Genomic DNA, 23,703 nt, shown 5'->3' on the forward strand with positions numbered 1-23,703 from the left:
TCGCCGGGCTGCCATCAGGTGCCCGACTTGATGGTGTTCCACACGCGGGTGCGGATGCGTTCGGTCTTTTGCGGCAGGGGCTGCAGCACATAGAGAGTTTTCTGCGCCTCGGCGGTAGGGGTCAGGCCAGGGTTGTCGCGGATTGCCGCGCCGACCAGCGGCATGCCGTCCTTGTTCGGGTTGGGGTAGCCGAGGAAATCGCTGATGGGGGCAATCACCGTGGGGTCGAGCAGGTGGTTGAGGAACTCATGGGCTTCGGCGACGTTCAGTGCGCTTTTCGGAATGGCGAAGGAGTCGTACCACAGTGGTGCACCTTCTTTCGGCAAGCGCCAATCAACTACCACGCCGTTGCCTGCTTCTTTGGCGCGGTTGGCGAACTGGTAGAAGCTGCCCGAATAGCCGATGGCCACGCAGATGTCGCCGTTGGCGATATCAGTCATGTACTTGGCCGAGTTGAAATAAGCCACGTGAGGGCGGATTTTCAGCATTAACGCGCTGGCTTTCTCGTAGTCCTCAGGCTTGGTGCTGTTGGGGTCCAGGCCCAGGTAGTGCAGGGCGATCGGCAGAATTTCACCGGGCGAATCGAGCATGGCCACGCCGCACTGCTTGAGTTTGCTGATGTTCTCTTCTTTGAAGATCAGGTCCCAGCTGTCCACCGGAGCGTCAGCGCCGAGGGCTTCTTTGACTTTGGCCGGGTTGAAGCCGATCAGCACGGTGCCGTACATGTAAGGCACGGCGAACTGATTGCCGGGGTCGTTGGCGGTCATCAACTTCAGCAGGCCTGGGTCGAGGTGCTGCCAATTGGGCAACTTGCTCTTGTCCAGCTTCTGGAACACCCCGGCTTTGATTTCGTTTTCCAGGAAGGTGTTGGTTGGCACCACCAGGTCGTAACCCGAGTTGCCAGTGAGCAGCTTGGCTTCCAGGCCTTCGTTGGTGTCGAAAATATCCCAGGTCAGCTTGATGCCGCTGTTGGCGGCAAAATCCGTGGGCACTGAGGGCAACATGTAGTCGGCCCAGTTGTACACGCGCAGCTCGCGCTGCTTGCCCGGCGATTGCTCCGGTGTTTGTGCCTGGGCCGCCGTGGCCAGCAGGGTTGCGCCGCAGACGGCGACAGCGAGCAGGTGTTTGATCGTGTTCATCGTGTCTCACCCCTGAATCATTATTGATGTTGTGTTGGCTAGGCCTGTACGTGAGCTGATTCGAAACCTTCCAGTACGTTGACCGCGTTGACGCCGATGGCCTCCACGGCATAACCGCCTTCCATAACGAATAGGGTCGGCTTACCGAGGGCGGCGATGCGTTTGCCCATGGCCAGGTAATCCGGGCTGTCGAGCTTGAATTGGGAAATCGGATCGTCCTTGAAGGTGTCCACACCCAGCGACACCACGATCACCTCGGCATCAAATTCGGCGATGCGCTGGCAGGCTTCTTCCAGTGCGGCGCTCCACACCGCCCAGGGGCTGCCCATGGCCAATGGGTAGTTGAAGTTGCAGCCCTCGCCAGCCCCTTCGCCGCGTTCATCGGCATAACCGAGGAAGAAGGGGAACTCGTCGGCCGGGTCGCCGTGGATCGAGGCGAACAGCACATCGTTGCGGGTGTAGAAGATGTCCTGGGTGCCGTTGCCGTGGTGGTAATCGACATCGAGGATCGCCACGCGCTGCTTGCCGTGGTCGAGAAAGGCCTGGGCAGCGATGGCGGCGTTGTTCAGGTAGCAGTAACCGCCCATCAACTCGCCTGCGGCGTGATGGCCCGGTGGCCGGCACAAGGCAAACGCACTGTGGGCGCCGGCGGCGATTTCAGCTTCGGCGCTCAAGGCCACTTGGGCGGCGCTGTAAGCTGCCTGCCAGGTGCCGGCGGTAATCGGCGCGCCGCCGTCGAAGCTGTAATAGCCAAGCTGGCCGTGCAAATCACGCGGGATGACTTGGCGCAGGGTGCGTGCCGGCCATGTGAAGGGCAGCAAATCGCCAGTGCCGTTCTGCGCTTGCCAGCGATCCCAGGCGCCTTTGAAGAAGTTCAGGTAGGCGGCGCTGTGGATGCGCTCAATCGGCGCCAGGCCGAAGTCCTGGGGCGGACGCACCTCACCGAGCTGACGGTCCTTGACGCGTTGCAGGATGTGGTCGGCGCGTTGCGGCTTTTCGAAACAGGGCATCAGTTGGCCGTCGATCAGCTCGCAGCTGCCGTGGTGCAGGTGATGGTCGTCGCTGTAAAAAGTGAGCATGTGGCACGGCTCCAGGCTTGTTGTTGTGCCTGCATTGTTCGCCTGCATGGCCGGATGGAGAACGCTGACAACGGCCAAAAGGGGATCGATGTGGCCAAATTTCATGGCCGCCACGGCTGACCGAGCCGCGCAAACTGTAACAAGCCATGAACCTTAAGCCTTTCTTAAGCTTGGAAAACGCATGGTGCGCCCCGCCGGGGGCGTTGCCCCTTCATTGCCGATAAGGGGGCAGAGCATGCTCAATCAGACTCGCCAGGTACTGCCGCTGTTGTGTGCCTGGCTGGCCACGCCTGTGCTGGCGGATGTGGAATGTCCACGCGCCGACCGCGCGGACTGGATGCCCGAATCGCACTTTCGTCAGCAGATGAAAAACCAGGGCGTACAGATCACCAAATTCCGCATCACTCCGGGTAACTGTTACGAGATTTACGGTTTCGACGTGAACGGGGAGAAAGTCGAAATCTATTACAACCCGGTCGATGCCACGCCCGTGGCTGAAGTCGCCACCGCGCATGTGGCCAAGCCATGACGCCAAAACTGCTCATCCCCCTCATGCTCACGGCGGTACTGGCAGTGTTCGCCGGGGCATGGCAGCGCGCACCGGCACAGCCGCCTGGCGCCTTCGCCGTGCTGCCGACGCCGACGCCCAGTGCGCCGGAATTCAGCGCGAAATTCGCCTCGTCGGACATGGACGACTTTGTGCACTCCGCCTCCATTACCGGGCTGCCTGGCGGTGACCTGATGGCCGCCTGGTTTGCGGGCAGTCGCGAAGGCGCGGCGGATGTGCAAATTCGCGCTGCACGCTTTGACGCCCGCAGCGGCCAGTGGAGTGCCGAGCGCGTGCTGGCCACTCGCGAATCCACCCAGCGCGCGGTCGGTAAGCACATCCGTAAGCTGGGCAACCCGGTGATCAGCCTGGCACCGGACAAGCGCCTGTGGCTGTTTTATGTCTCGGTTTCGCTTGGCGGCTGGGCCGGCAGTGCGGTCAATGCCATGGTGTCCGACGACCTGGGCAAGACCTGGTCGGCACCGCGCCAGTTGGTGACCAGCCCGTTTCTCAACATCAGCACCCTGGTGCGCGCCGCGCCGGTGTTTCATGCCGATGGCAGCATTGGCCTGCCGGTGTATCACGAATTTCTCGGCAAATTCCCCGAGTACCTGCACCTGAGTGCACGCGGTGAGGTGCTGGGCAAGTACCGCATCGGCAAGGGCCGCTACTCGCTGCAGCCAACCGTGGTGGCGCTGGATGAGCAGCGTGCCGTGGCGTTACTGCGCTATGCCGGCGAGCAGTATCACCGTGTGTTGGCCAGCCACACCACGGACAGCGGGCGCACCTGGAGTACGCCGCAACCGCTGGAACCGAGCAACCCCAACTCATCGCTGGCCGCCGTCGGTCGTCCCGATGGCAGCCTGCTGGTGGCGATGAATGATCTGGAGGATGGTCGCTTCCGCCTTACCCTCTACGCCACCGACAGCCAGCTGGCGAACTGGCGCACCCTCGGTGAGCTGGATGAAAGTCCCAACCCTTGGGGGGAACCCATTGCGCCGGCGGAATTCCCGGCGGTAATCCGCGAGAAGTTCCGCGCCAGCGGCGGCCGCCCCGAGCAGGAGGCGCGCTTTCTTGAGCAGGTCAGTGCCCGGATGTGCAGCCCGACGGGGTGCGACTTCGATTACGAATACCCCTATTTCACCCGTGACACCGATGGCACGTATCACTTGGTCTATTCGTGGAACGACATGTTTATCAAGCACCTGGCCTTCAATGAAGCCTGGCTGACGGAGCGCCGCCCAAATGACTGACTTCTGGTTGCCGCACCTGGCCTTCACTCTGCTGGTTTTCCTGATCTTCGTTCGACTGGCGCGCAATCCGGCGCAGCGCGGCATTCTGCTGGCGGGCAGTCTGCTGCTGAGCCTGCTACCGGTGCAGGGCATCAGCCTGGCGCTGCAGTTGCGCACCTACATCGGTGACCTGTCGATCAGCAGCCTGGTGCTGCTGAGCTGGGCGATGCTGTGTCGTTTTGGCTTGCCGGGTGCCAGCCCCCGTGATCGCCTGGCCAGCCTGGCGCTGTTCGCCGGCCTGGCTGTACTGCTCTACCCGGCAGCCCTGGGCTTGAGCTACAGCGACCCGTACCAGCTGGGCTTTGCGCCGCGACCCATGCTGCTGGTGCTGGGCGTGCTGAGCCTGGTGCTGATCATCCAGCGCAGCTGGCTCGGCGCGTTGGCGCTGGTGCTGGCGACCTTGGCCTTCACTCTGCACCTGAACGCCTCGGAAAATTACTGGGACTACCTGATTGACCCCTACCTGGCCCTCTACAGCCTTGGCGCACTACTGAGTTCCGGTCTGCGCGGGTTGCTGGCGTGGCGTAAGGGTACGTATGCAACTGACACAAGGAACGCCGTATGAGCTGGCTGAAATCCCGTCGCCTGCATTATCTGGCAGGCCTTACAGCGTTGCTGTTCATACTCTTCGCCAGCTTGCGCGTGCTGTTCCTACTGGGCTTCTCCGCCGTCGAAAGCATCAGCGAGTCGGACGTACTGCCCACCCTCGGCATCGGTCTGCGCTTCGACCTGCGCCTGGCCCTGCTGCTGATGCTGCCGGCAGGCATTCTGCTGGCTCTGCCCAAGCTGCGCCTGGCGCGATTTCGCGCCGTGCGCTGGTTGCTGCGTGTCTACCTAGTGCTGGCTGTGGCTGCGCTGGGCCTGCTGTATATCCTCGACTTCGGCCACTACGCCTACCTGGGCGTGCGCCTCAACGCCACGGTGCTGCGCTTTGCTGGTGATGCGCAGACCTCCGCCGGCATGCTCTGGCAGACCTATCCGGTGCTGTGGATCACCCTGGCCTGGCTGGCCGCTGCAGCGCTATGGGCCTGGGCGCTGCTGCGCCTGGAGCGTGCCACCCTGGATCGGCCGCAAGCGCAGCCGGTGGGTGTGTTGCCGGCCCTCGGCGGCACTGCGGTGGTGGGCGTGCTGGTGTTTTTTGGCTTGCTCGGCCGCGCCACGGCGTTGAACCTGGAGAACCCGGTGCCGCTGCGCTGGAGCGATGCCTTCTTCAGCGGTAACAGCCAAGTGGCGGCGCTGGGCCTTAATCCGGCGTTGTTTCTGTTCGACACCCTCACGCTTGAACCCAGCGCCTTCGATGAGGCAGCTACCCGTGAGCATTACGCGGTGGTGGCTGACTACCTGGGTGTCAGCGACCGCGACGCGCAGGGGTTGAACTTCTTCCGTCAGCAACCGGTACATGCGCACCGCATCCAGGCCGAGCGCCCGCCTAACGTAGTCTTCGTTATGCTCGAATCGCTCGGCACCAGTGCCGTCGGGGCTTACGGCAACCCGTTGAACCCGACACCGAATCTGGATCGTCTGGCCAAGGAGAGCTGGTTCTTCCGGCACTTCTACGTGCCGGTGACCGGCACTGCCAAGACGGTATGGGCGAGCATCACCGGCATCCCCGATGTGTCGCGCCAGGAGACTGCCACGCGCAACCCGTTGATTGCCCGCCAGCGCACGCTGATCAACGCGCTAGACGGCTATGAGAAGTTCTACATGATCGGCGGCAACGCCGGTTGGGCCAATATCAATGCGCTGATTCGCCAGAGCATCGACGGCGTGCGGCTCTATGAGGAACGTGATTGGCAGTCACCCCAGGTCGACGTGTGGGGCATCTCGGATCTTGATTTCTTCAAGGAGAGCAGCCGCATCCTCGGCGCGGTGCCCAAGGATCAACCGTTCTTCGCTTACCTGCAGACTTCCGGCAACCACCGGCCCTTCACCATCCCCAAGAACAACGATGGTTTCGAGGCGCTCGATCTACCGCTGGAGCAGGTGCAGCAGGCCGGTTCGCGCAGCGTGGAGCAGTACAACGCCGTGCGTTTGCTGGACTTCAACATCGGCCGCCTGATGGAGCTGGCCAAGGAACACGGCTTTTACGACAACACCATTTTCGTGTTCTTTGGTGACCACAACACGCGTATCAGCCAGATCCCGCACATGGCGCCGGCCTTCGAGCAGTTGGGGCTGGAGAGCAACAACGTGCCACTGCTGATCCACGCGCCGCAGTGGCTGGCGCCACGCGAGTTTGATGAGGCGGTGGGGCTGGCCGATCTGCTGCCTACCGTGGCGGGCATGCTTGGCGTGCCGTTCAGCAACGGCAGCCTGGGGCGTGATATCCAGCAGCCGGCGCCAGAAGGCGAACGGGTGGTGCCCCTGGTGTTGCAGGAAGGCAGCTTCCCGGTGATCGGCGCGGTGACCCGCGACTTCCTCTTGCAGATGCAGCATGACGGCAGCTCGCCGACCTTGCACAGCCTGCACTCGCCCACCCCGCGCGATAACGTGGCTGCGGATCACCCGCAAGAGTTCCAGCGCCTGTTGGCGCTCAGCCGCGGCCTGCATGAAGCCTCACGCTTGCAGATGTACCGCAATGTTCGGCCCGAAGAATGAGCATCCCACAAGCCTATGAACCTATGCGCGAAAACGGCTCGGCGGCACGCCGCTCCAACGCTGGAAGGCGTGGCGGAAGCTGGCTGTTTCACTAAAGCCGAGGTATTCAGCAATCCGGCAGATCGGCCAATCTTCCTGGCCGAGCAGGGTTTTCGCCCGCTCGAAGCGCAGCTCGTCGAGTAGTTCCTGATAGTGCGTGCCGAGCTCCTGCAGATGGCGACGCAGGGTGCGCGGCGAGCAGTGCATCTGCTGCGCTAATTGCTCCAGGCCGGGTGGCGCGGTCAGCTGTTCGGCCAGGAGCTGGCGGATGCGCGCGAGCCAGGCCTGGCGGCTGTTGAACTCGCTATTCTGCTTGCGGCAGCGTTCGAGCATTTCCCGATGGGTCACCGCATCGGCCAACGGCAGTGGTTGTTGCAGCCAGCTGGCAGGGAAGGCAAAAGCATTGCGCGCGGCATCAAACTGCAGCGGGCAGGCGAAGCTGTGCGGGTAGCGCGCGCTGTAGTCGGGCTCGCCATAGCGGAACTGCGCGGCGCTGAGCGGCAGGGGCTGGCCGAGCAGGTCGTCGCTGATCAGCTTGAGCGAGGCCAGGCACATTTCCAGGTTGAACACTTCCAGTGCTGGCGCGTGCTGGTAGTCGCTGGCGCTGACCCAGGCCAGCTCGCCCTCAAGGTGCATATCCAGTTTGAAGTAGGTACCGAGCAGCGCCGGGTACTGCAGCATCAGCCGCCAGGCGTCACCAAAGGTGGCACTGGAGAGTGCGGCGTAACCGACCATGCCATAGGCCGACACATGCATGCGCCGGCCCAGCTCCAGGCCCAGATCACTGCGCAGCTGCAGGGCATTGGCGCAGACCTGCAGCTCCTGAGTACGGGTGATGCGCGTGTCGGCACAGTCCAGATCAGCCGCAGCAATGCCGCTGTCGGCCAATAGCTGCTCGGTCAGTTCGGGTTGCGCGGCAAAGATTTCCAGGATCAGTGAAACCACATGCAGGGTGGTCAGGTGGGCGTGCAACATCGGGGCAACCGCAACAGTTCAGAATGCCTGAATGAGGCAAGAACTATGCCGCGGCACCGCAGCGACCGGGCGGGATCCGGGCCGCTGCGGTCTAGGCAGATTTAGCGATTACGCAGGAAGGCGTTGATAAAGTCGCCCTGATTGGGGGCTTCTTCATGAGTGGTGAAGGTCAGGGTCGCCTCGTTTTCGCGCAGCTTGAGCTGCTGCGCAAAACTGCACTGCACGGTTTTCAGGCCCTTAGCTGCAGCTTTATGCTCATCGCCGTTCTGGCACAGGTTGGCCAGCTGGCTGACCACTTCACCGCAGAAACTCGGCACGCTGAGGCGTTTGAGCTTGTCGTCGTCGATGGCACTCCACTCGACCTTAGTGGCCAGCGGTGTGTCACAGGCTTTCGAGGCGTCCTGGTCGATCTGCTGCAGCTGCTGAGTGAAGTCGGCGACGCGCTTTTCCCGGTCGAAACTGCTCAGCTTGTCCTGAATGCCCTTTTTCTTCTGCTGTTCATAAAGTGCCAGCAGGTTGGCCGGCTTGGTCTCTTTGCTCTTGGTTTCATCGAAGCCCAGCTCGAAGCCGTCGGTGCTTGGCAGGTACAGCTGATATTGCTCGCCGCCCCAGCCCTGACGTTTGATCAGCATGTTGTAGGCGCTGCCATCGAGGGTGGTGGTGTAATCGCGCTCATCGTTGCCGCGCTCGCTGATAGTGCTCAGTAGCACCACTTCATCCAGCGGGTGGTTGATGCCGCTAACCTGGATCAGCGCTTGCTTGCCGTCGCTGCTGGGCGCGACGGTCACGCTGATGCCTTTGCCGGCATCGAATACTTGCGGGTATTTGGCCAGTTCGAGGGCGCTGGCGTTGAGGGCGAATAGCGAAGCGGCGAGTAGCAGTGACAGCCTTGTCATGGTGTGGTCCTTGGTGGATAAAAAGAACGCCCAGTATAGCCAGGCCGCAGGCTGCGATTTGTGCGCCAGGTCTGCTCGTGACGTCGGCCCGGAACCGCGTTGGCGTGTCGCCTGGCATCGCGGCGGGCGGCCCGCGACAAACGGCGCGCCGAGGTGCACGCCAGCCCAGGCTTTACGGTATACTGCGCGGCCTTTGGCGGTCCGCACTGCCATAATTCATTCCCTAACAAGCCACGCCTGGTTTCCAGCGTGGCTTGTTAGTTTCTGCAGCGCCTACGGGCACTTGATGAAGAAGAGGCACGACGATGAGCGCACTGGTTGGCGTGATCATGGGCTCCAAGTCCGATTGGTCCACCCTTAGCCACACCGCCGAGATGCTGGACAAGCTGGGCATTCCGTACGAAGTGAAGGTGGTTTCTGCCCACCGCACCCCGGACCTGCTGTTCCAGTACGCCGAACAGGCTGAAGAACGCGGCATTCAGGTGATCATCGCCGGTGCCGGCGGTGCGGCGCACTTGCCGGGCATGTGTGCGGCCAAGACCCACCTGCCGGTACTCGGCGTACCAGTGCAATCGGCAGTGCTCTCGGGCGTCGATTCGCTGCTGTCTATCGTGCAGATGCCCGCCGGTATTCCGGTCGCCACCCTGGCCATCGGCAAGGCTGGCGCAATCAATGCTGCGCTGCTTGCGGCGAGCATTCTTGGCCACCAGCACCCGCAGTTCCACGAACGCCTGAAGGCGTTCCGCACCGAGCAGACTGAATCCGTACTGGAAAATCCGGACCCGAGGGACGCGTAATGAAGATCGGCGTAATCGGTGGCGGCCAGCTGGGCCGCATGTTGGCCCTGGCAGGCACGCCGCTGGGGATGAACTTCGCCTTCCTCGACCCCGCGCCGGATGCCTGCGCGCAAGCGCTGGGCGAGCATATCCGCGCCGATTACGGCGATCAGGATCACCTGCGTCAGCTGGCTGATGAAGTCGATCTGGTGACCTTCGAGTTCGAAAGCGTGCCGGCGGAAACCGTGGCTTTCCTTTCGCAGTTCGTCCCGGTGTACCCAAGCGCCGAAGCCCTGCGCATCGCCCGTGATCGTTGGTTTGAAAAATCCATGTTCAAGGACCTCGGCATTCCGACCCCGGATTTCGCCGATATCCAATCGCAGGCTGATCTCGACGCAGCCGTGGCGAGCATCGGTCTGCCGGCGGTGATGAAGACCCGCACTCTGGGCTACGACGGCAAGGGCCAGAAAGTCCTGCGCAAGCCAGAAGATGTAGTCGGTGCTTTTGCCGAACTTGGCAGCGTGCCGTGCATCCTTGAAGGTTTCGTGCCGTTTAGCGGCGAAGTGTCTCTGGTGGCGGTGCGCGCCCGTGATGGTGAAACGCGCTTCTACCCGCTGGTGCATAACCGTCACGACAGCGGTGTGCTGGCGCTTTCTATCGCCAGCACCGATCACCCGCTGCAGGCGCTGGCAGAAGATTACGTCAGCCGCGTGCTGACCAAGCTCGACTACGTCGGCGTGCTGGCCTTCGAGTTCTTCGAAGTCGATGGCGGCCTGAAAGCCAACGAAATCGCCCCGCGTGTGCACAACTCCGGGCACTGGACCATCGAAGGCGCCGAGTGCAGCCAGTTCGAGAACCACCTGCGCGCCGTTGCCGGCCTGCCGCTGGGTTCGACTGCCAAGGTCGGTGAGAGCGCGATGCTTAACTTTATCGGTGTGGTTCCGCCGGTAGAGCAGGTTATCGCCGTCGCCGACTGCCGTCTGCATCACTACGGCAAGGCCTTCAAGGTCGGCCGCAAGGTTGGTCACGCCACCCTGCGCTGCGTTGATCGCGCCACTCTGGATAAGCAGATCGCCGTGGTCGAGGCGCTGATCGCCAAGGCCTGAAGCCTGCTTTGTGACTAAGCTCTTGCGTAGGCCATACACAAGAGCCTCGTCATGAAGTATCTGTTGCTGCTGTCTTTGCTGTACCTGCCGCTTTGTCATGCTGACCAGGTGTTGCGCGCCGATTACCGCGAGCGCCCGCCAGAGATGCAGGCCATCGACGCGCTGCCCGTAGGCCCGTTGATTGAGGTCTTGGATACGGCTGCGCAACGCGTCGGTGCGCGAATCGAATGGCGCTACGCGCCCTTCGTGCGCAGCCTGGAAGACCTCAAATCCGGGCGGATTGATCTAGCCCCCCGTGTGTTGTTCACCACCGAGCGCATGGACTACGTGCACTTTCTGCCGTCTATCGGCACCCAGCGCAAAAGCATCCGCTTTATCGTCAAGACCGGTCAGCAGGCCAGCCTGCGCAGCTATGCCGACTTGCAGGGCAAGGTGATCGGGGTCAAACGCGGCACCGCTTATTTCGATCAGTTCGACGGCGACAGTGCCCTGACAAAAAGCCTGGCGACGGACGACTACCTGCTGGCCGGGATGTTTCGTGCCGGGCGCCTGGATGTGATGGTGGTGCTGGATGCCGAAGCCATTGAGGCGCAGTTCCACAAGATTGGCTTCAGCGACTACAGCTATGCCGACTACCAGTACGAGCAATCCGTTGGTAACTATTACGGTGTCTCGAAGCGTCACTATCTGGGTGACAAAAAGACCCTCTATGAGCAGTTGGGACAGACGCTGCGCGGCATGCGCGAGAGTGGCGAGATTGCCCGCATCTACCACCGCTACGGTGTCGTGCCACCCGAGACCGAAGAGTAGCGAACTGCCAGCATTTCCCGTGGTCAGATCAACGGTCGTAAATCCCACCGTCCATTGAGGAGGCTCGCATGAGCATTATTGGCATCATTTTTATCGGCCTGATCGTCGGTCTGATCGCGCGCTTTATCAAGCCGGGTAACGACAGCATGGGCTGGATCATGACCATCCTGCTGGGCGTCGGCGGCTCGATTGCTGCGACCTATGGCGGCCAGGCGCTGGGCATCTACAAGGTGGGCGAGTCCGCTGGTTTTATCGGTGCAGTAATCGGCGCGGTGGTGCTGCTGGTAATCTACGGCGCTGTTAAAAAGGGCTAAGGCCCTGTCACTTCGCTGCCCTGTGAGCCCACCGATGCGCTACCTGTTGTTACCTCTGCTGCTGCTCAGCACCCTGGCCTGTGCCGAACTTCCGGAAACCGATTGGCTGGAGTTGATGCCACCGGAAGACCGCCAGGCCCTGGAAGACATGCCCGAGATCAGCCACCAAGGCCTTGAGCAGGACAGTGGCTTCTATAACCCCGGTGGCCTCAAGCAGCAGGATCAGAACTTGCCGGCGGTGATGTACTCGACGAAAACCGTCGCCGCCTTCGATGGTAAGGCGGTGCGCCTGGGCGGCTATCCCGTGCCACTGGAAACCGACAGCAAGGGCCACAGCACGCTGTTCTTCCTGGTGCCCTACCCCGGCGCCTGCATCCACGTGCCGCCGCCACCGCCCAATCAACTGGTGCTGGTGCGCTACCCAAAAGGTATTGAGCTGGAAGACATCTACGCCCCGCTATGGGTCAGCGGCACGCTGAAGATCGAACAGGTTAATAACGAGCTGGCGGATGCTGCATATGCCATGCAGGCGGATCTGGTTAGAGTGGTGACCGATGACGACCTATAAAGCCGGAGTGCCCACCATGAAAGCCGCTATTGCTCTGCTGTTGTGCCTGTTCTCCGCCACCAGCATGGCCCTGGAAACCGGTGAGCGTTTGGCGCCCTGGACCCTGCTCGATCAGCATGACCAGGCCTACACCTTGGACGATCAGCTGCAAGTATTGCTGGTAGCCCGCAGCATGGACGCCGCCAAACTCGTTGACGCCGCCCTGCAGGGCAAGCCCAAGGGTTATCTGGAGCAGCGCCACACCATGTTTCTCGCCGATATCAGCCGCATGCCGAGCATCATCGGCAAACTCTTCGCCATCCCCAAAATGCGCGACTACAACTACCGCGTCCTCCTCGACCGCGACGCCCGCATTGCACCCCGATACCCGGCGGACAATGCCAGCGTACTTTGGCTCGACCTGCGCCAGGGCCAGCTACAGGGGCAGCGCAGTTTTACTGATGCTACCGAGTTGGCGCAGGCGTTGGAGGCAGCGGGGCGGTAAGTACAGCGCGTGTATGTCTATTCGTCAGGTTGTTCTCGTTCAGCTGGGTCAGCCCAGAGACTCAAATCGAGCTGATGTTGCTCGCCCGCGGCCAGTACGCGGATGTCGTCCAGTACGTTGGCGTGTTCGATACACAGCATCCCTGGCCAGGCGTCGGCGGCGAATTGCGAAAGGCGTTGCGCCTTGTCGATCCAGGGGGTCCACAGTACGGCTGAGTTTGAGCCGCTGCTGTGCAACTGGATGCGCCGCTGCCACGCGCGGTCGAGGATGCTCAGCTGCGCCGGGGTGTCGAGGTAGATGCGGTCGGTCTCTCCGCTGAACTGCAGCAGACCGTCCTGTTGGCGTTGCTGCCAGTCTTCCAGGGTTTCGATATAGCGGCAGCCGTGCAGGCCTTCAACTGCGACGTTGCGGATATCGCTGACGGCAAAGTAGCTGTGCAGCGCCTGGCTGATGGCCAGCGGCGTGTCGCCCAGGTTGCGGCTGTTCAGCTGGATATGCAGGCGCTCATTCAGGCGAATGCTCAGGCGCAGTTCGGCGGCGTGGGGCCAGTCGGCCAGGGGCTGAGTTGCGCTGTTGAAGATGAACTCGAGTTGGACGCCATCATCGCGACTGTCGATGCCTTGCAGCTGCCAGTCGAGGTTGCGCACCAGGCCGTGGGCGGGCGCAGCGGCAGGCTGCAGGTGCATAGCCTGCACCGCCTGCGGGTTGCGTTGCAGGCTGCCGAACCATGGCCAGCACACTGGCACGCCGCCGCGTACACCTTGGCCGCGCTTGTAGGCCGCTTGCTCGCTGAGCCAGATCAGCGGTGGCTGGTCGTCTTCCTGATAGCTGAGTATCTGCGCACCCTGCTGGCTGATCAGCAGCTCGCGGGAACCAACGCGTGCGCGCCAGCAGGTCAGCTCATCCAGCTCAAGGCGTTCAACGTGGGATCTGGCCATTGGCGTACTCGTAGAAGGAAGAATAAAGAAGGCTATTGGAGCCCAGCTTGTGCGCAGAAAGCAAAACGCCCGTCAGTGACGGGCGTTCTGTGGCTGGAGCCAGGCTTACTTGCCGTAGACCTGTTCCGGCAACCAGGTGATCAGTCCCGGGAACTGGTAGGCAATCACCAGCAGCAGGATCTGGATCAGGATAAACGGCACCACGCCTTTATAGATGGTGCTGGTAGGTACCGACGCCGGGGTGACCCCGCGCAGGTAGAACAGCGCGAAGCCGAACGGCGGAGTAAGGAAGGACGTCTGCAGGTTCAGCGCGATCATCACGCCCAGCCACACCGGGTCTAGGCCCATGGCCAGCAACACCGGGCCGACAATCGGTACCACCACGAAGGTGATCTCGATAAAGTCGAGGATAAAGCCGAGCAGGAAGATCACCACCATTACCAGGAAGAACGCGCCAAGCACGCCGCCAGGCAACTGGGCAAAGATGTCCTCGATCATCGCTTCGCCGCCGAAGCCGCGGAACACCAGGGAGAACAGCGAGGCACCGATCAGGATGAGGAACACCATGGCGCTGATTTCGGTGGTGCCGTAGGCCACTTCGCGCAGCTGGCCGAAGTTCAGCTTGCCCTTGTAGAAGGCCAGCAGCATGGCGCCGAGGGCGCCGAGTGCAGCGGCTTCGGTCGGGGTGGCGTAGCCCGCGAGGATCGAGCCGAGTACCGCACCGATCAACAGCAGCGGCGGTACCAGGGCATTGATCAGCTTGCCCCACTCGATCGGGCCCAGCTCTTCCTGCGGCAGAGCCGGCAGCTTCTTCGGTTGCAGGATCGCCACGCCGATGATGTAGAGGATGTACATGCCCACCAGCATCAAACCGGGGATCAGCGCACCGACGAACAGGTCGCCAACCGAGACGGTCTTCGGCGAGAAGATACCCATCTTCAGCTGCGCCTGTTGGTAGGCGCTGGACATCACGTCACCCAGCAGCACCAGCACGATGGACGGCGGGATGATCTGCCCCAGGGTACCGGTGGCGGCCAGGGTGCCGGTGGCAATCGCCGGGTCATAACCGCGGCGCAGCATGGTTGGCAGGGCCAGCAGGCCCATGGTCACCACGGTGGCGCCAACGATACCGGTGGATGCCGCCAGCAACGCGCCGACCACGCACACGGAAATCGCCAGGCCGCCGCGCAGGGTGCCGAACAGCCGCGACATGGATTCCAGCAGGTCTTCGGCGACTCTGGACTTCTCCAGCATCACCCCCATAAACACGAACAGCGGCACCGCTAGCATGGTCTGGTTGTTCATGATGCCGAACAGGCGGTTGGGCAGGGCGCTCAGGTAGCCGCCATCGAAGGTGCCGGTGAGGATGCCGATACCGGCAAACAGCAGCGACACACCGCCCAGGGTAAAGGCCACCGGGTAGCCGGCCATCAGGGCCGCGCAAATGCTGATAAACAGCAGAATCGCCATCAACTCAGCCATGGTTCACCTCCGCGGCTGGCAGGCGGCCGGTGAGGATATTGGCGAATTTGATCAAGTCGGAGATTCCTTGTAATACCAGGCTGATCACCAGCACCAGGATGATGCTCTTCTGCAGGTAGACGAATTTCAGGCCGCCCGACTCGCTGGAGCCTTCCAGGGTCGACCAGGAATTACTGACGTAATCCCAGCTGGCCCAGCCGAGGAACAGGCACACCGGCAGCAGAAACAGCAAGGTGCCGAGGCTGTCGACCAGGGCTTTACGTTTGGCACTGAACTTCTGATAGAAGATGTCCACGCGCACATGGCCGTTGCGTTGCAACACCCAGGCGGCCGCGCCCATGAATACCAGTGCGTGGCTATACAGCACGGCTTCCTGCAGGGCGGTGGCGCCGATGCCGAAGCCGTAACGCAGGACCACCACGATGGCGGTGCCCAGCACCAGAAACAAGGTCAGCCAGGCGCAGGCCTTGCCGAAACGGGCGTTGAATGAATCGATCAGATGAGCAAGGCCGAGCAGCAGAGGAGGTTTATCGGACATTATGAGTCCTTATGGTTATGGGCTTTGTGGGCAGGCAGGCCGGCGATTCTAGGCAGGCCCGGGCACGTGCGGCAATGGCACTACAACTTTAGTCGTATCCGCTAGGCTTGAGAGTCACTTACCCCTATGTTACTCAGGCGCGGTGGGTCCGCAGCGATCCTGTGGTCAGACCACTACAACAATAAAGGAGCTTTGCATGAAACGTCGTCAAATTCTCGCAGCAGCAGGCGTAGGCCTTGCAGCCACGGCACTGGCCGGTTGCAAACAAGAGGCTGAAACCGCTGGTAAGCCCCAAGAAGGCGCGAGCAGCCAAACCTTCAACTGGAAAATGGTCACCTCCTGGCCGAAGAACTTCCCCGGCGTAGGTGTCGGCGCTGAGCGCTTCGCCAAGCTGGTTGAAGAAATGAGTAACGGCCGCTTGAAGGTCAAGGTCTATGCCGCTGGCGAGCTGGTGCCGGCGCTGGAAGTATTCGATGCAGTAAGCCGCGGCACCGCCGAAATGGGCCACGGTGCGCCTTATTACTGGAAAGGCAAAGTGCCGGCCGCACAGTTTTTCTGCGCCCTGCCATTTGGCCCCAATGCCCAGGAAATGAATGCCTGGCTGCACAAGGGCGGCGGTATGCAGCTGTGGGAAGAAACCTACAAGCCGTTCGGCGTACTGCCGATGGCCTGTGGCGCGACGGGCGTGCAAACCGCGGGTTGGTTCAACAAGGAAATCAACGGCGTCGCCGACTTCCAGGGCTTGAAGATGCGTACCCCAGGCCTGGGCGGCGAAGTGCTGACCAAGATGGGCGGTACTGTGGTCAACATGCCGGCCGGTGAGATCTTCACTGCGCTGCAAACTGGTGCTATCGATGCCACCGAGTGGATCGGCCCATACAACGACCAGGCCCTGGGCCTGCACAAAGCCGCCAAGTACTACTACACCCCGGGCTGGCAAGAGCCGAACGTCACCTTCGAGCTGGATATCAACATCAAGGCATGGGAAACCCTGCCGGCTGATCTGCAAGCTATCGTCCGCGCCGCCGCTCGCGAAGTGAATGGCGACATGCTCGACGATTACAACGCGAAGAACATGGAAGCCCTGGAGCAGCTTAAAGGCGAGGGCGTGGAAGTACGCCGTCTGCCAGATGAAGTGCTGGCCAAACTCAAGGAAGTGGCCGCCGAAGTAGTCGACGCCAGCGCCGCCGCCGATCCGGTAGCGAGCAAGGTGTGGGCGCAGCAGAAGGCTTATTTGCAGCGTTTGTACGACTACGCTGAGCTGAACGAGAAGGATATTTACAACATCCGCGGCTGATTTCTTAGCGCACAGCAAAACGCCGGCTTATAGCCGGCGTTTTTGTTTCACCATCGGCAATCAGCGCCGCGCTGGTACCGGGCGCGTGCGGCCGCTGCCGTCGATGGCGACAAAGACGAAGACGGCTTCGGTGACTTTGCGCCATTCGCTGGACAGCGGATCGTCGCTCCACACTTCAACCAGCATCTGGATCGAACTGCGGCCCACTTCCACGGTTTGCGTATAGAAGGACAGTTGCGCGCCAACCGCCACCGGCACCAGAAAGGCCATGCGATCGATAGCCACCGTGGCTACTCGCCCGCCGGCAACCTTGCAGGCCATGGCCGTGCCGGCCAGGTCCATCTGCGATACCAGCCAGCCGCCATAGATATCGCCGAAACCATTGGTTTCACGCGGCAGCGCGGTGATCTGCAAAGCCAGGTCGCCTTGCGGGATGGGGTCTTCCTGTTCGAAATCGTGCATCGGATAGGCTCGCGGCGCGGTTGTTTTTATTAGCGCGGTGCGGGGCTTGGCGGTGGCGGCGAGTCAGGCTCTGCGGCTATCGCGGGTCGTCCCAGCAGGCCCGCGGGAGTGCGGGCGTTGCGAGTATAGCGACTCAGCAGTCGCAGGGCGACCATGGCACTTGGCCGCCTGGGCGTAGCGCGTCAGTGCATCGACTGCGGCAAAATTTCAGCAGCGTTCATCTAACTGTCACATTGCATACATACAGTCGTCATGCGGCCTACAGATACTTGGCCCCGTTCAATCCAACACTAGTTTGCTAGGAGTAAGGCATGAAACTTAAGCGTTTGATGGCGGCCATGACTTTTGTCGCCGCTGGCGTGGCTACCGCCACTGCGGTTGCTGCTGTCGATCCGGCTCTGCCGAGCTACACCAAAACTTCCGGCGTATCGGGCAACCTGTCCAGCGTTGGTTCCGACTCCCTGGCCAACCTGATGACTCTGTGGGCTGAAGAGTTCAAAAAAGAATACCCGAACGTCAACATCCAGATTCAGGCCGCTGGTTCTTCTACCGCGCCGCCCGCTCTGACTGAAGGCACCGCTAGCATGGGCCCGATGAGCCGTGCGATGAAGGATGCCGAGATTCAGGCGTTCGAAGAGAAATACGGCTACAAGCCGACTGCTGTACCGGTGGCTATCGACGCCCTGGCCGTGTTCGTACACAAAGATAACCCCATCAAGTCGCTGGACATGGCTCAGGTCGACGCGATCTTCTCCAGCACCCGCCTGTGCGGTGGCGCTACCGATATCAAAACCTGGGGCGACGTGGGTATGACTGGCGAGTGGGCTGCCAAGCCGATTCAGCTGTTCGGTCGTAACTCGGTATCCGGCACTTACGGTTACTTCAAAGAAGAAGCCCTGTGCAAAGGTGACTTCAAAGCTAACGTCAACGAGCAGCCAGGTTCGGCTTCCGTGGTGCAGTCGATCTCCAGCACCATCAACGCCATCGGTTACTCGGGCATCGGCTACAAGACTTCCAGCGTGAAGACTGTGCCACTGTCGAAGAAAGGCGGCGAAGCCTTTGACGCCAACGAAGAAAACGCCCTGGCTGGCAAGTTCCCGCTGGCTCGCTTCTTCTACGTTTACGTCAACAAAGCACCGAACAAGCCGCTGAGCCCGCTGGATGCTGAGTTCATCAAGCTGGTGCTGTCCAAGCAAGGCCAGGAAGTTGTCGTGAAAGACGGCTACATCCCGCTGCCGAGCAAAGTGGCTGCGAAAACCATGAAGGAACTGGGCCTGGAGTAATCCTGGTACAGGCAAGGACGCCTAAGTAAGTCGCACGCCCACCTTCGTTTACGACAGGTGGGCGTTGCTTTGTCAAAGCGCTGTAACTTTTCTGTCACATAGAGTGGCTAGAGTTAACGCCTCGTATAGCGACAGAACTCATTATGGCGCGCTCATGGCTGCGCAGAGACGCTCTTACCTATGAATGACTTGGCTAGTGAAACCATGACCGCCACCTCCAAATCCCTCGGGCTGGACTTCAACACCCCGGCCCTGCAGCGCAAGCGGCGTATCCGCGCGCTGAAAGATCGTTTCGCCCGCTGGGCAGTATCCATCGGTGGTATGGCCGTACTCGGTGCCATCACCCTGATCTTTTTCTATCTGGCCTACGTGGTGCTGCCGATGTTCCAAGGCGCAAGCCTGGAAACTCGCAAGCCGGTGCAGGTTGCCTGGTTGAATGAAGCCGCCGCGCCACTGCTGCTGACTCTTGAAGAACAGAACCAGATGGCAATGCGCCTGGACCAGAGCGGCAAGGTACAGTTCTTCGATGCGAAGAAGATGCAGCCGCTGAACAGCGTGCAACTGCCTATCCCGGCGGATGCCCGGATTGTTTCGGTCGGCCAGGACCAGCCAGGTAGCAACCGCGTTGCCCTGGGCCTATCCAACGGCCAGGTGCTGGTGTTCCAGCATGTCTACAAGCTCAGCTACCCGAATGATGTGCAAACCATTACGCCGAGCATTGAGTACCCGTTCGGCGAAGCGCCGATTGAGCTCGACCCTCAGGGCCGCGAGCTGGATCACATGGGCGTCAGCCTGAACAGCGGCACGCTGATGTTGGCGGGTTCCACCGGTACCGAGCTGCACGTGCTGAGCCTGGGCCGCGAAGAGAACATGATGACCGGCGAGGTTACCCTCAGTGAAGAGCGTGTCGCCCTGCCGCAGATTGCCGAGCCGATCAAGGCACTGATCATCGACCCGCGCCACCTGTGGTTGTATGTGGTCAACGGCCGCGCCACGGCCGATGTCTTCGATATGCGCAGCAACAGCCTGAACGGTCGTTACAAGCTGTTGGAGGACGGCAAGCTGGAAGTCAGCAACGCCACCTCGCTGCTCGGTGGTATCTCGCTGATGATCGGTGACACCAGCGGCGGCATCGCCCAGTGGTTTATGGTGCGCGAAGCAGACGGCAAGGCCGTGCTGAAGTCGATTCGCAGCTTCCAGCTGGCCGATAGCCCGATTATCCAGATTCTCCCGGAAGAGCGCCGCAAGGGCTTCTTTGCCCTGGACGCCAAAGGCAACCTGGGCATCTTCCACAGTACCGCGCACCGCACCCTGCTGGTTGAGCCCGTTGCGGATGGTAAGGCCCTGGCTGCTCTGTCGCCGCGCGCCAACCGCGTGTTGGTGGAGAGCGATGGCCAGCTGCAGCGCTTGATCATCGACAACCCGCACCCGGAAATCTCCTGGAGCTCGCTGTGGGGCAAGGTCTGGTACGAAAACTATGACGCGCCCGGCCACGTCTGGCAGTCGACGTCCGCCAGCACCGACAACGAACCCAAGCTGAGCCTCGCGCCGCTGGCCTTCGGTACGCTGAAAGCCGCGTTCTACGCCATGCTCCTGGCGGCTCCGCTGGCCATCGCGGCTGCGCTGTACACCGCCTACTTCATGGCCCCGGCGCTGCGTCGCAAGGTCAAGCCGGTGATCGAGCTGATGGAAGCGCTGCCAACGGTGATTCTCGGCTTCTTTGCCGGCCTGTTCCTCGCACCTTATGTGGAAGGCCATCTGCCGGGCATCTTCAGCCTGCTGATCTTTACCCCGATCGGCATTCTGCTGGCCGGTTACCTGTGGAGCCGTCTGCCAGAGTCGATCCGCCTGAGCGTGCCGGATGGCTGGGAGTCGGCGATGCTGATCCCGGTAATCCTGCTGGTGGGCTATGTGTCGCTGGCCATGAGCGGTCACGTGGAGAACTGGCTGTTCGACGGCAATATGCGTATGTGGTTGAGCAATGACCTGGGCATTCCGTTCGACCAGCGCAACGCCCTGGTAGTCGGCCTGGCCATGGGCTTTGCGGTGATCCCGACCATCTACTCGATTGCCGAAGACGCCGTATTCAGCGTGCCGAAGAGCCTGACGTTCGGCTCCCTGGCCCTCGGTGCCACGCCGTGGCAGACCCTGACCCGCGTGGTGATTCTCACTGCCAGCCCAGGCATCTTCTCGGCGGTGATGATCGGCATGGGTCGCGCCGTTGGTGAAACCATGATCGTGCTGATGGCCACCGGTAACACCGCGATCATGGACATGAACATTTTCGAAGGCTTGCGCACCCTGGCCGCCAACGTGGCGGTAGAAATGCCCGAGTCGGAAGTCGGTGGTACTCACTACCGCGTGCTGTTCCTCTCGGCATTGGTGCTGCTGGCTTTCACCTTTGTCATGAACACCCTGGCGGAGCTGGTGCGCCAGCGTCTGCGCGTCAAGTACGCCTCGCTCTAAGGCTTGGGAAGGTATATGTCCGTGAAACAGAACAACCTGAAAACCTGGTTCAAGAGCGGTACGCCGTGGATCTGGATGAACGCCGGTGCAGTGTCGATCGCCGTGATCATGACCCTTGGCCTGATGATGGTGATCGCCGTGCGCGGCCTCGGCCACTTCTGGCCGGCCGATATCGTTGAAGCCGACTACCAGATCCCTGGTCAGGAAGCCCGGGTGATGGCCGGCGAGATCACCCAGATCGAAGAAGTGCCGCGTGCCCGTCTGGCTGCTTCCGGTTTGCCGGTGGAGGCTGAAGGCGGCGAATTCATGACCCGCGAGCTGTTCAAGGTGGGTAACCGCGATGTGTATGGCGCGGACTTCACCTGGGTGGTCGGCGAATGGCTGAGCAACCTACGTACTCCGGAAAACCTCACGGCGCTGGAGCGCCGCGAGTGGGGCAACTTCTACGGCTACCTGGTCAACGTCAAGGAAGCCGGCGTGTTGGTCGCCGAGGGTGATGCCAGCTGGCCGGCGCTGCAGGAGCGTATTGAGCGTGTTGAGCAGTTGCACACACAGCTGGTGCGCCTGGAGAAGAAGGACATCGGGCGGATCAACGCCGGCTTGGAGCGCATCCGTCTGCAAACCCGCAAGCTGGAGCTGCAGGGCAAACTGGACGATGTTGCCCAGGCTGAACTGGACGCCGAGCGCGCGCAGTGGGATGCCGAGTACAAGGTGCTGGAAACCGAGCTGATCGCCCTTAATCAGGCGTTCAATCGCGACAGCGTCACGCTGAAAACCGTTGATGGCCGCGAAGTGACCATCAGCATGGGCAAGGTGGTGCGCGCGTTCCAGCCGAATGCCATGGGCCTGGGTGAAAAGCTCGGCTTCTACTTTGCCAAGCTGTGGGAATTCGTCAGCGACGACCCGCGTGAAGCCAACACTGAAGGTGGCATCTTCCCGGCGATTTTCGGCACCGTGATGATGACCCTGATCATGGCTGTGATCGTGACGCCGTTTGGCGTGGTGGCGGCCATTTACCTGCGTGAGTATGCCAAGCAGGGCCCGCTGACCCGGGTGATCCGTATCGCGGTAAACAACTTGGCGGGCGTTCCGGCCATCGTTTACGGGGTGTTCGGCCTGGGCTTCTTCGTCTACGTGCTGGGTGGCTCGCTGGACCGTATGTTCTTCCCCGAAGCCGCGCCGGCGCCGACCTTTGGTACGCCGGGTCTGCTGTGGGCTTCGCTGACCCTGGCGATCCTCACCCTGCCGGTGGTGATTGTGGCCACCGAAGAAGGTCTGGCGCGTATTCCGCGTGCCGTACGTGAAGGCTCCCTGGCTCTTGGCGCAACCAAGGTGGAAACCCTCTGGCGCGTGGTGCTGCCAATGGCCAGCCCGGCCATGATGACCGGCCTGATTCTCGCTGTGGCCCGCGCCGCCGGTGAAGTGGCGCCGCTGATGCTGGTGGGCGTGGTCAAGCTGGCCCCGAGCCTGCCGGTGGATGGCAACTACCCGTACCTGCACCTCGATCAGAAGATCATGCACCTGGGCTTCCACATCTACGACGTCGGCTTCCAGAGCCCCAACGTTGAGGCCGCGCGGCCGCTGGTTTATGCCACTGCGCTGCTGCTGGTGTTGGTCATTGTGGTGCTGAACATGGCGGCGGTTTATATCCGTAACCACCTGCGTGAGAAGTACAAGGCGCTGGATCACTAATCATTGCGCCACGGCCCACTGGCCGTGGCGGCTTAACGAATTTGTTAGCGTAGGGAGCATCCCATGCAGCACGAAGCACACACCCACGGTATCGACATGGCGGCCCTCGGCCGCGACCGCCAGGGCTTGAACATGGCCAACGAACGCGTGGCCATCGACGTACCGGGTTTGAACCTGTACTACGGCGAGAAGCAGGCGCTGTTCGACGTCAAGATGACTATCCCCAATCAGCGTGTGACGGCGTTTATCGGCCCGTCTGGTTGCGGTAAATCGACCCTGCTACGCACTTTCAACCGCATGAATGATTTGGTTGACGGCTGCCGCGTAGAAGGCGAAATCAACCTCGACGGTAAGAACATCTACCGCAAAGGCGAAGACGTGGCTGAGCTGCGTCGCCGCGTCGGCATGGTGTTCCAGAAGCCCAACCCGTTCCCCAAGAGCATCTACGAGAACGTGGTTTACGGCCTGCGCATCCAGGGTATTAACCAGAAGCGCGTGCTCGATGAAGCCGTGGAGTGGGCACTGAAAAGCGCAGCACTGTGGGATGAGGTCAAAGACCGTCTGCACGAGTCGGCTCTCGGCCTGTCCGGTGGTCAGCAGCAGCGTCTGGTTATCGCCCGCACCGTGGCAGTTCAGCCGGAAGTGCTGCTGCTCGACGAACCCTGCTCGGCCCTCGACCCGATCTCCACGCTGAAAGTCGAAGAGCTGATCTACGAACTGAAATCCAAGTACACCATCGTCATCGTTACCCACAACATGCAGCAGGCTGCGCGGGTATCGGACTACACGGCGTTTATGTACATGGGCAAACTGATCGAGTTCGGTGATACCGATACACTGTTCACCAATCCGGACAAGAAGCAGACAGAGGACTACATCACCGGTCGTTACGGCTGATGGCAAGCCCATCCTAAGCAGAGAC

At 61.4% G+C, this 23,703-nt stretch carries 23 protein-coding genes; 15 read left to right on the forward strand and 8 right to left on the reverse strand.

Annotation, left to right across the window (positions count from 1 at the left end; translation table 11 throughout):
- Nucleotides 1-14 precede the first annotated feature (14 nt).
- Nucleotides 15-1,139 carry a polyamine ABC transporter substrate-binding protein gene (locus HBN63_RS13645; RefSeq protein ID WP_170049803.1) on the reverse strand — a complete coding sequence of 375 codons (1,125 nt, stop codon included), beginning with the start codon at nucleotides 1,137-1,139 and terminating at the stop codon, nucleotides 15-17.
- Nucleotides 1,140-1,177: 38 nt separating this feature from the next.
- The gene (locus HBN63_RS13650; protein WP_170049804.1) at nucleotides 1,178-2,218 is read right to left on the reverse strand and encodes a histone deacetylase family protein; all 1,041 of its coding nucleotides are present in this window, start codon (nucleotides 2,216-2,218) and stop codon (nucleotides 1,178-1,180) included.
- A 235-nt stretch (nucleotides 2,219-2,453) separates the two neighbouring features.
- Here HBN63_RS13650 and HBN63_RS13655 point away from each other — a divergent pair, with 235 nt between their 5' ends.
- Genes HBN63_RS13655 through HBN63_RS13670 form a run of 4 tightly spaced genes read left to right on the forward strand, consistent with a single transcriptional unit; the run spans nucleotide 2,454 to nucleotide 6,655 of the window.
- On the forward strand, nucleotides 2,454-2,747 hold the full coding sequence (locus HBN63_RS13655; protein ID WP_090250831.1) for a PepSY domain-containing protein: 294 nt from the start codon (nucleotides 2,454-2,456) through the stop codon (nucleotides 2,745-2,747).
- 23 nt (nucleotides 2,748-2,770) lie between these two features.
- Nucleotides 2,771-4,018, forward strand: a complete 1,248-nt coding sequence (locus HBN63_RS13660; RefSeq protein WP_170049830.1) for a sialidase family protein — start codon at nucleotides 2,771-2,773, stop codon at nucleotides 4,016-4,018.
- Nucleotides 4,011-4,622, forward strand: a complete 612-nt coding sequence (locus HBN63_RS13665; protein WP_170049805.1) for a hypothetical protein — start codon at nucleotides 4,011-4,013, stop codon at nucleotides 4,620-4,622. The genes HBN63_RS13660 and HBN63_RS13665 overlap by 8 nt, the downstream gene beginning before the upstream one ends.
- Entirely contained in the window at nucleotides 4,619-6,655 is a 2,037-nt protein-coding gene (locus HBN63_RS13670; RefSeq protein WP_170049806.1) for an alkaline phosphatase family protein, read from the forward strand. Before HBN63_RS13665 ends, HBN63_RS13670 begins: the two co-directional genes overlap by 4 nt.
- 21 nt (nucleotides 6,656-6,676) lie before the next feature.
- Here HBN63_RS13670 and HBN63_RS13675 read toward each other — a convergent pair whose 3' ends face one another.
- Together HBN63_RS13675 and HBN63_RS13680 are read right to left on the reverse strand one after the other, a co-directional pair.
- Nucleotides 6,677-7,669, reverse strand: a complete 993-nt coding sequence (locus tag HBN63_RS13675; RefSeq protein ID WP_170049807.1) for an AraC family transcriptional regulator — start codon at nucleotides 7,667-7,669, stop codon at nucleotides 6,677-6,679.
- Nucleotides 7,670-7,770: 101 nt separating this feature from the next.
- Nucleotides 7,771-8,565, reverse strand: a complete 795-nt coding sequence (locus HBN63_RS13680) for a hypothetical protein (protein ID WP_170049808.1) — start codon at nucleotides 8,563-8,565, stop codon at nucleotides 7,771-7,773.
- Between the two features lie 305 nt (nucleotides 8,566-8,870).
- Here HBN63_RS13680 and purE point away from each other — a divergent pair, with 305 nt between their 5' ends.
- The 6 genes from purE to HBN63_RS13710 all read left to right on the forward strand — a co-directional run bounded on the left by purE (nucleotide 8,871) and on the right by HBN63_RS13710 (nucleotide 12,623).
- Nucleotides 8,871-9,362 carry a 5-(carboxyamino)imidazole ribonucleotide mutase gene (purE, locus tag HBN63_RS13685; RefSeq protein WP_170049809.1) on the forward strand — a complete coding sequence of 164 codons (492 nt, stop codon included), beginning with the start codon at nucleotides 8,871-8,873 and terminating at the stop codon, nucleotides 9,360-9,362.
- Nucleotides 9,362-10,447 (forward strand): 5-(carboxyamino)imidazole ribonucleotide synthase, encoded by a 1,086-nt coding sequence (locus tag HBN63_RS13690; RefSeq protein WP_170049810.1) that lies wholly within the window; start codon nucleotides 9,362-9,364, stop codon nucleotides 10,445-10,447. The genes purE and HBN63_RS13690 overlap by 1 nt, the downstream gene beginning before the upstream one ends.
- Nucleotides 10,448-10,498: 51 nt before the next feature.
- Nucleotides 10,499-11,257 (forward strand): ABC transporter substrate-binding protein, encoded by a 759-nt coding sequence (locus HBN63_RS13695; protein WP_170049811.1) that lies wholly within the window; start codon nucleotides 10,499-10,501, stop codon nucleotides 11,255-11,257.
- Nucleotides 11,258-11,325: 68 nt separating this feature from the next.
- Nucleotides 11,326-11,571, forward strand: coding sequence for a GlsB/YeaQ/YmgE family stress response membrane protein (locus tag HBN63_RS13700; protein ID WP_090250808.1), 246 nt, complete (start codon nucleotides 11,326-11,328; stop codon nucleotides 11,569-11,571).
- A gap of 34 nt (nucleotides 11,572-11,605) precedes the next feature.
- Nucleotides 11,606-12,139: a DUF3299 domain-containing protein gene (locus tag HBN63_RS13705; RefSeq protein WP_167144066.1), complete on the forward strand. Its 534-nt coding sequence runs from the start codon at nucleotides 11,606-11,608 to the stop codon at nucleotides 12,137-12,139.
- A 16-nt stretch (nucleotides 12,140-12,155) separates the two neighbouring features.
- Nucleotides 12,156-12,623: an FAD/FMN-containing dehydrogenase gene (locus HBN63_RS13710; protein WP_170049812.1), complete on the forward strand. Its 468-nt coding sequence runs from the start codon at nucleotides 12,156-12,158 to the stop codon at nucleotides 12,621-12,623.
- 17 nt (nucleotides 12,624-12,640) lie between these two features.
- Here the strand turns inward: HBN63_RS13710 and HBN63_RS13715 are convergent, their stop codons facing one another.
- The 3 genes from HBN63_RS13715 to HBN63_RS13725 all read right to left on the reverse strand — a co-directional run bounded on the left by HBN63_RS13715 (nucleotide 12,641) and on the right by HBN63_RS13725 (nucleotide 15,581).
- Nucleotides 12,641-13,561 (reverse strand): D-hexose-6-phosphate mutarotase, encoded by a 921-nt coding sequence (locus tag HBN63_RS13715; RefSeq protein ID WP_170049813.1) that lies wholly within the window; start codon nucleotides 13,559-13,561, stop codon nucleotides 12,641-12,643.
- A gap of 105 nt (nucleotides 13,562-13,666) precedes the next feature.
- Nucleotides 13,667-15,043: a TRAP transporter large permease subunit gene (locus tag HBN63_RS13720; RefSeq protein WP_170049814.1), complete on the reverse strand. Its 1,377-nt coding sequence runs from the start codon at nucleotides 15,041-15,043 to the stop codon at nucleotides 13,667-13,669.
- On the reverse strand, nucleotides 15,036-15,581 hold the full coding sequence (locus HBN63_RS13725) for a TRAP transporter small permease subunit (protein WP_160086066.1): 546 nt from the start codon (nucleotides 15,579-15,581) through the stop codon (nucleotides 15,036-15,038). Before HBN63_RS13725 ends, HBN63_RS13720 begins: the two co-directional genes overlap by 8 nt.
- A 196-nt stretch (nucleotides 15,582-15,777) precedes the next feature.
- Here HBN63_RS13725 and HBN63_RS13730 point away from each other — a divergent pair, with 196 nt between their 5' ends.
- A complete protein-coding gene (locus tag HBN63_RS13730; protein WP_090250792.1) occupies nucleotides 15,778-16,878 on the forward strand; it encodes a TRAP transporter substrate-binding protein in 1,101 nt (366 codons plus the stop codon).
- Between the two features lie 60 nt (nucleotides 16,879-16,938).
- Here HBN63_RS13730 and HBN63_RS13735 read toward each other — a convergent pair whose 3' ends face one another.
- Entirely contained in the window at nucleotides 16,939-17,340 is a 402-nt protein-coding gene (locus HBN63_RS13735) for an acyl-CoA thioesterase (RefSeq protein WP_090250791.1), read from the reverse strand.
- A gap of 311 nt (nucleotides 17,341-17,651) precedes the next feature.
- On the opposite strand from HBN63_RS13735, the gene HBN63_RS13740 reads away from it, so the two are divergent.
- The 4 genes from HBN63_RS13740 to pstB all read left to right on the forward strand — a co-directional run bounded on the left by HBN63_RS13740 (nucleotide 17,652) and on the right by pstB (nucleotide 23,678).
- Nucleotides 17,652-18,623 (forward strand): phosphate ABC transporter substrate-binding protein PstS family protein, encoded by a 972-nt coding sequence (locus tag HBN63_RS13740; protein WP_160086064.1) that lies wholly within the window; start codon nucleotides 17,652-17,654, stop codon nucleotides 18,621-18,623.
- A 180-nt stretch (nucleotides 18,624-18,803) separates the two neighbouring features.
- The gene (locus HBN63_RS13745) at nucleotides 18,804-21,089 is read left to right on the forward strand and encodes an ABC transporter permease subunit (RefSeq protein WP_160086062.1); all 2,286 of its coding nucleotides are present in this window, start codon (nucleotides 18,804-18,806) and stop codon (nucleotides 21,087-21,089) included.
- Nucleotides 21,090-21,104: 15 nt separating this feature from the next.
- The gene (pstA, locus tag HBN63_RS13750) at nucleotides 21,105-22,781 is read left to right on the forward strand and encodes a phosphate ABC transporter permease PstA (protein ID WP_167144008.1); all 1,677 of its coding nucleotides are present in this window, start codon (nucleotides 21,105-21,107) and stop codon (nucleotides 22,779-22,781) included.
- A gap of 63 nt (nucleotides 22,782-22,844) precedes the next feature.
- A complete protein-coding gene (gene pstB / locus HBN63_RS13755; protein WP_090250782.1) occupies nucleotides 22,845-23,678 on the forward strand; it encodes a phosphate ABC transporter ATP-binding protein PstB in 834 nt (277 codons plus the stop codon).
- Nucleotides 23,679-23,703: the final 25 nt, after the last annotated feature.

This window comes from Pseudomonas sp. WS 5011, assembly GCF_012985775.1.
GTDB lineage: Bacteria > Pseudomonadota > Gammaproteobacteria > Pseudomonadales > Pseudomonadaceae > Aquipseudomonas > Aquipseudomonas peli.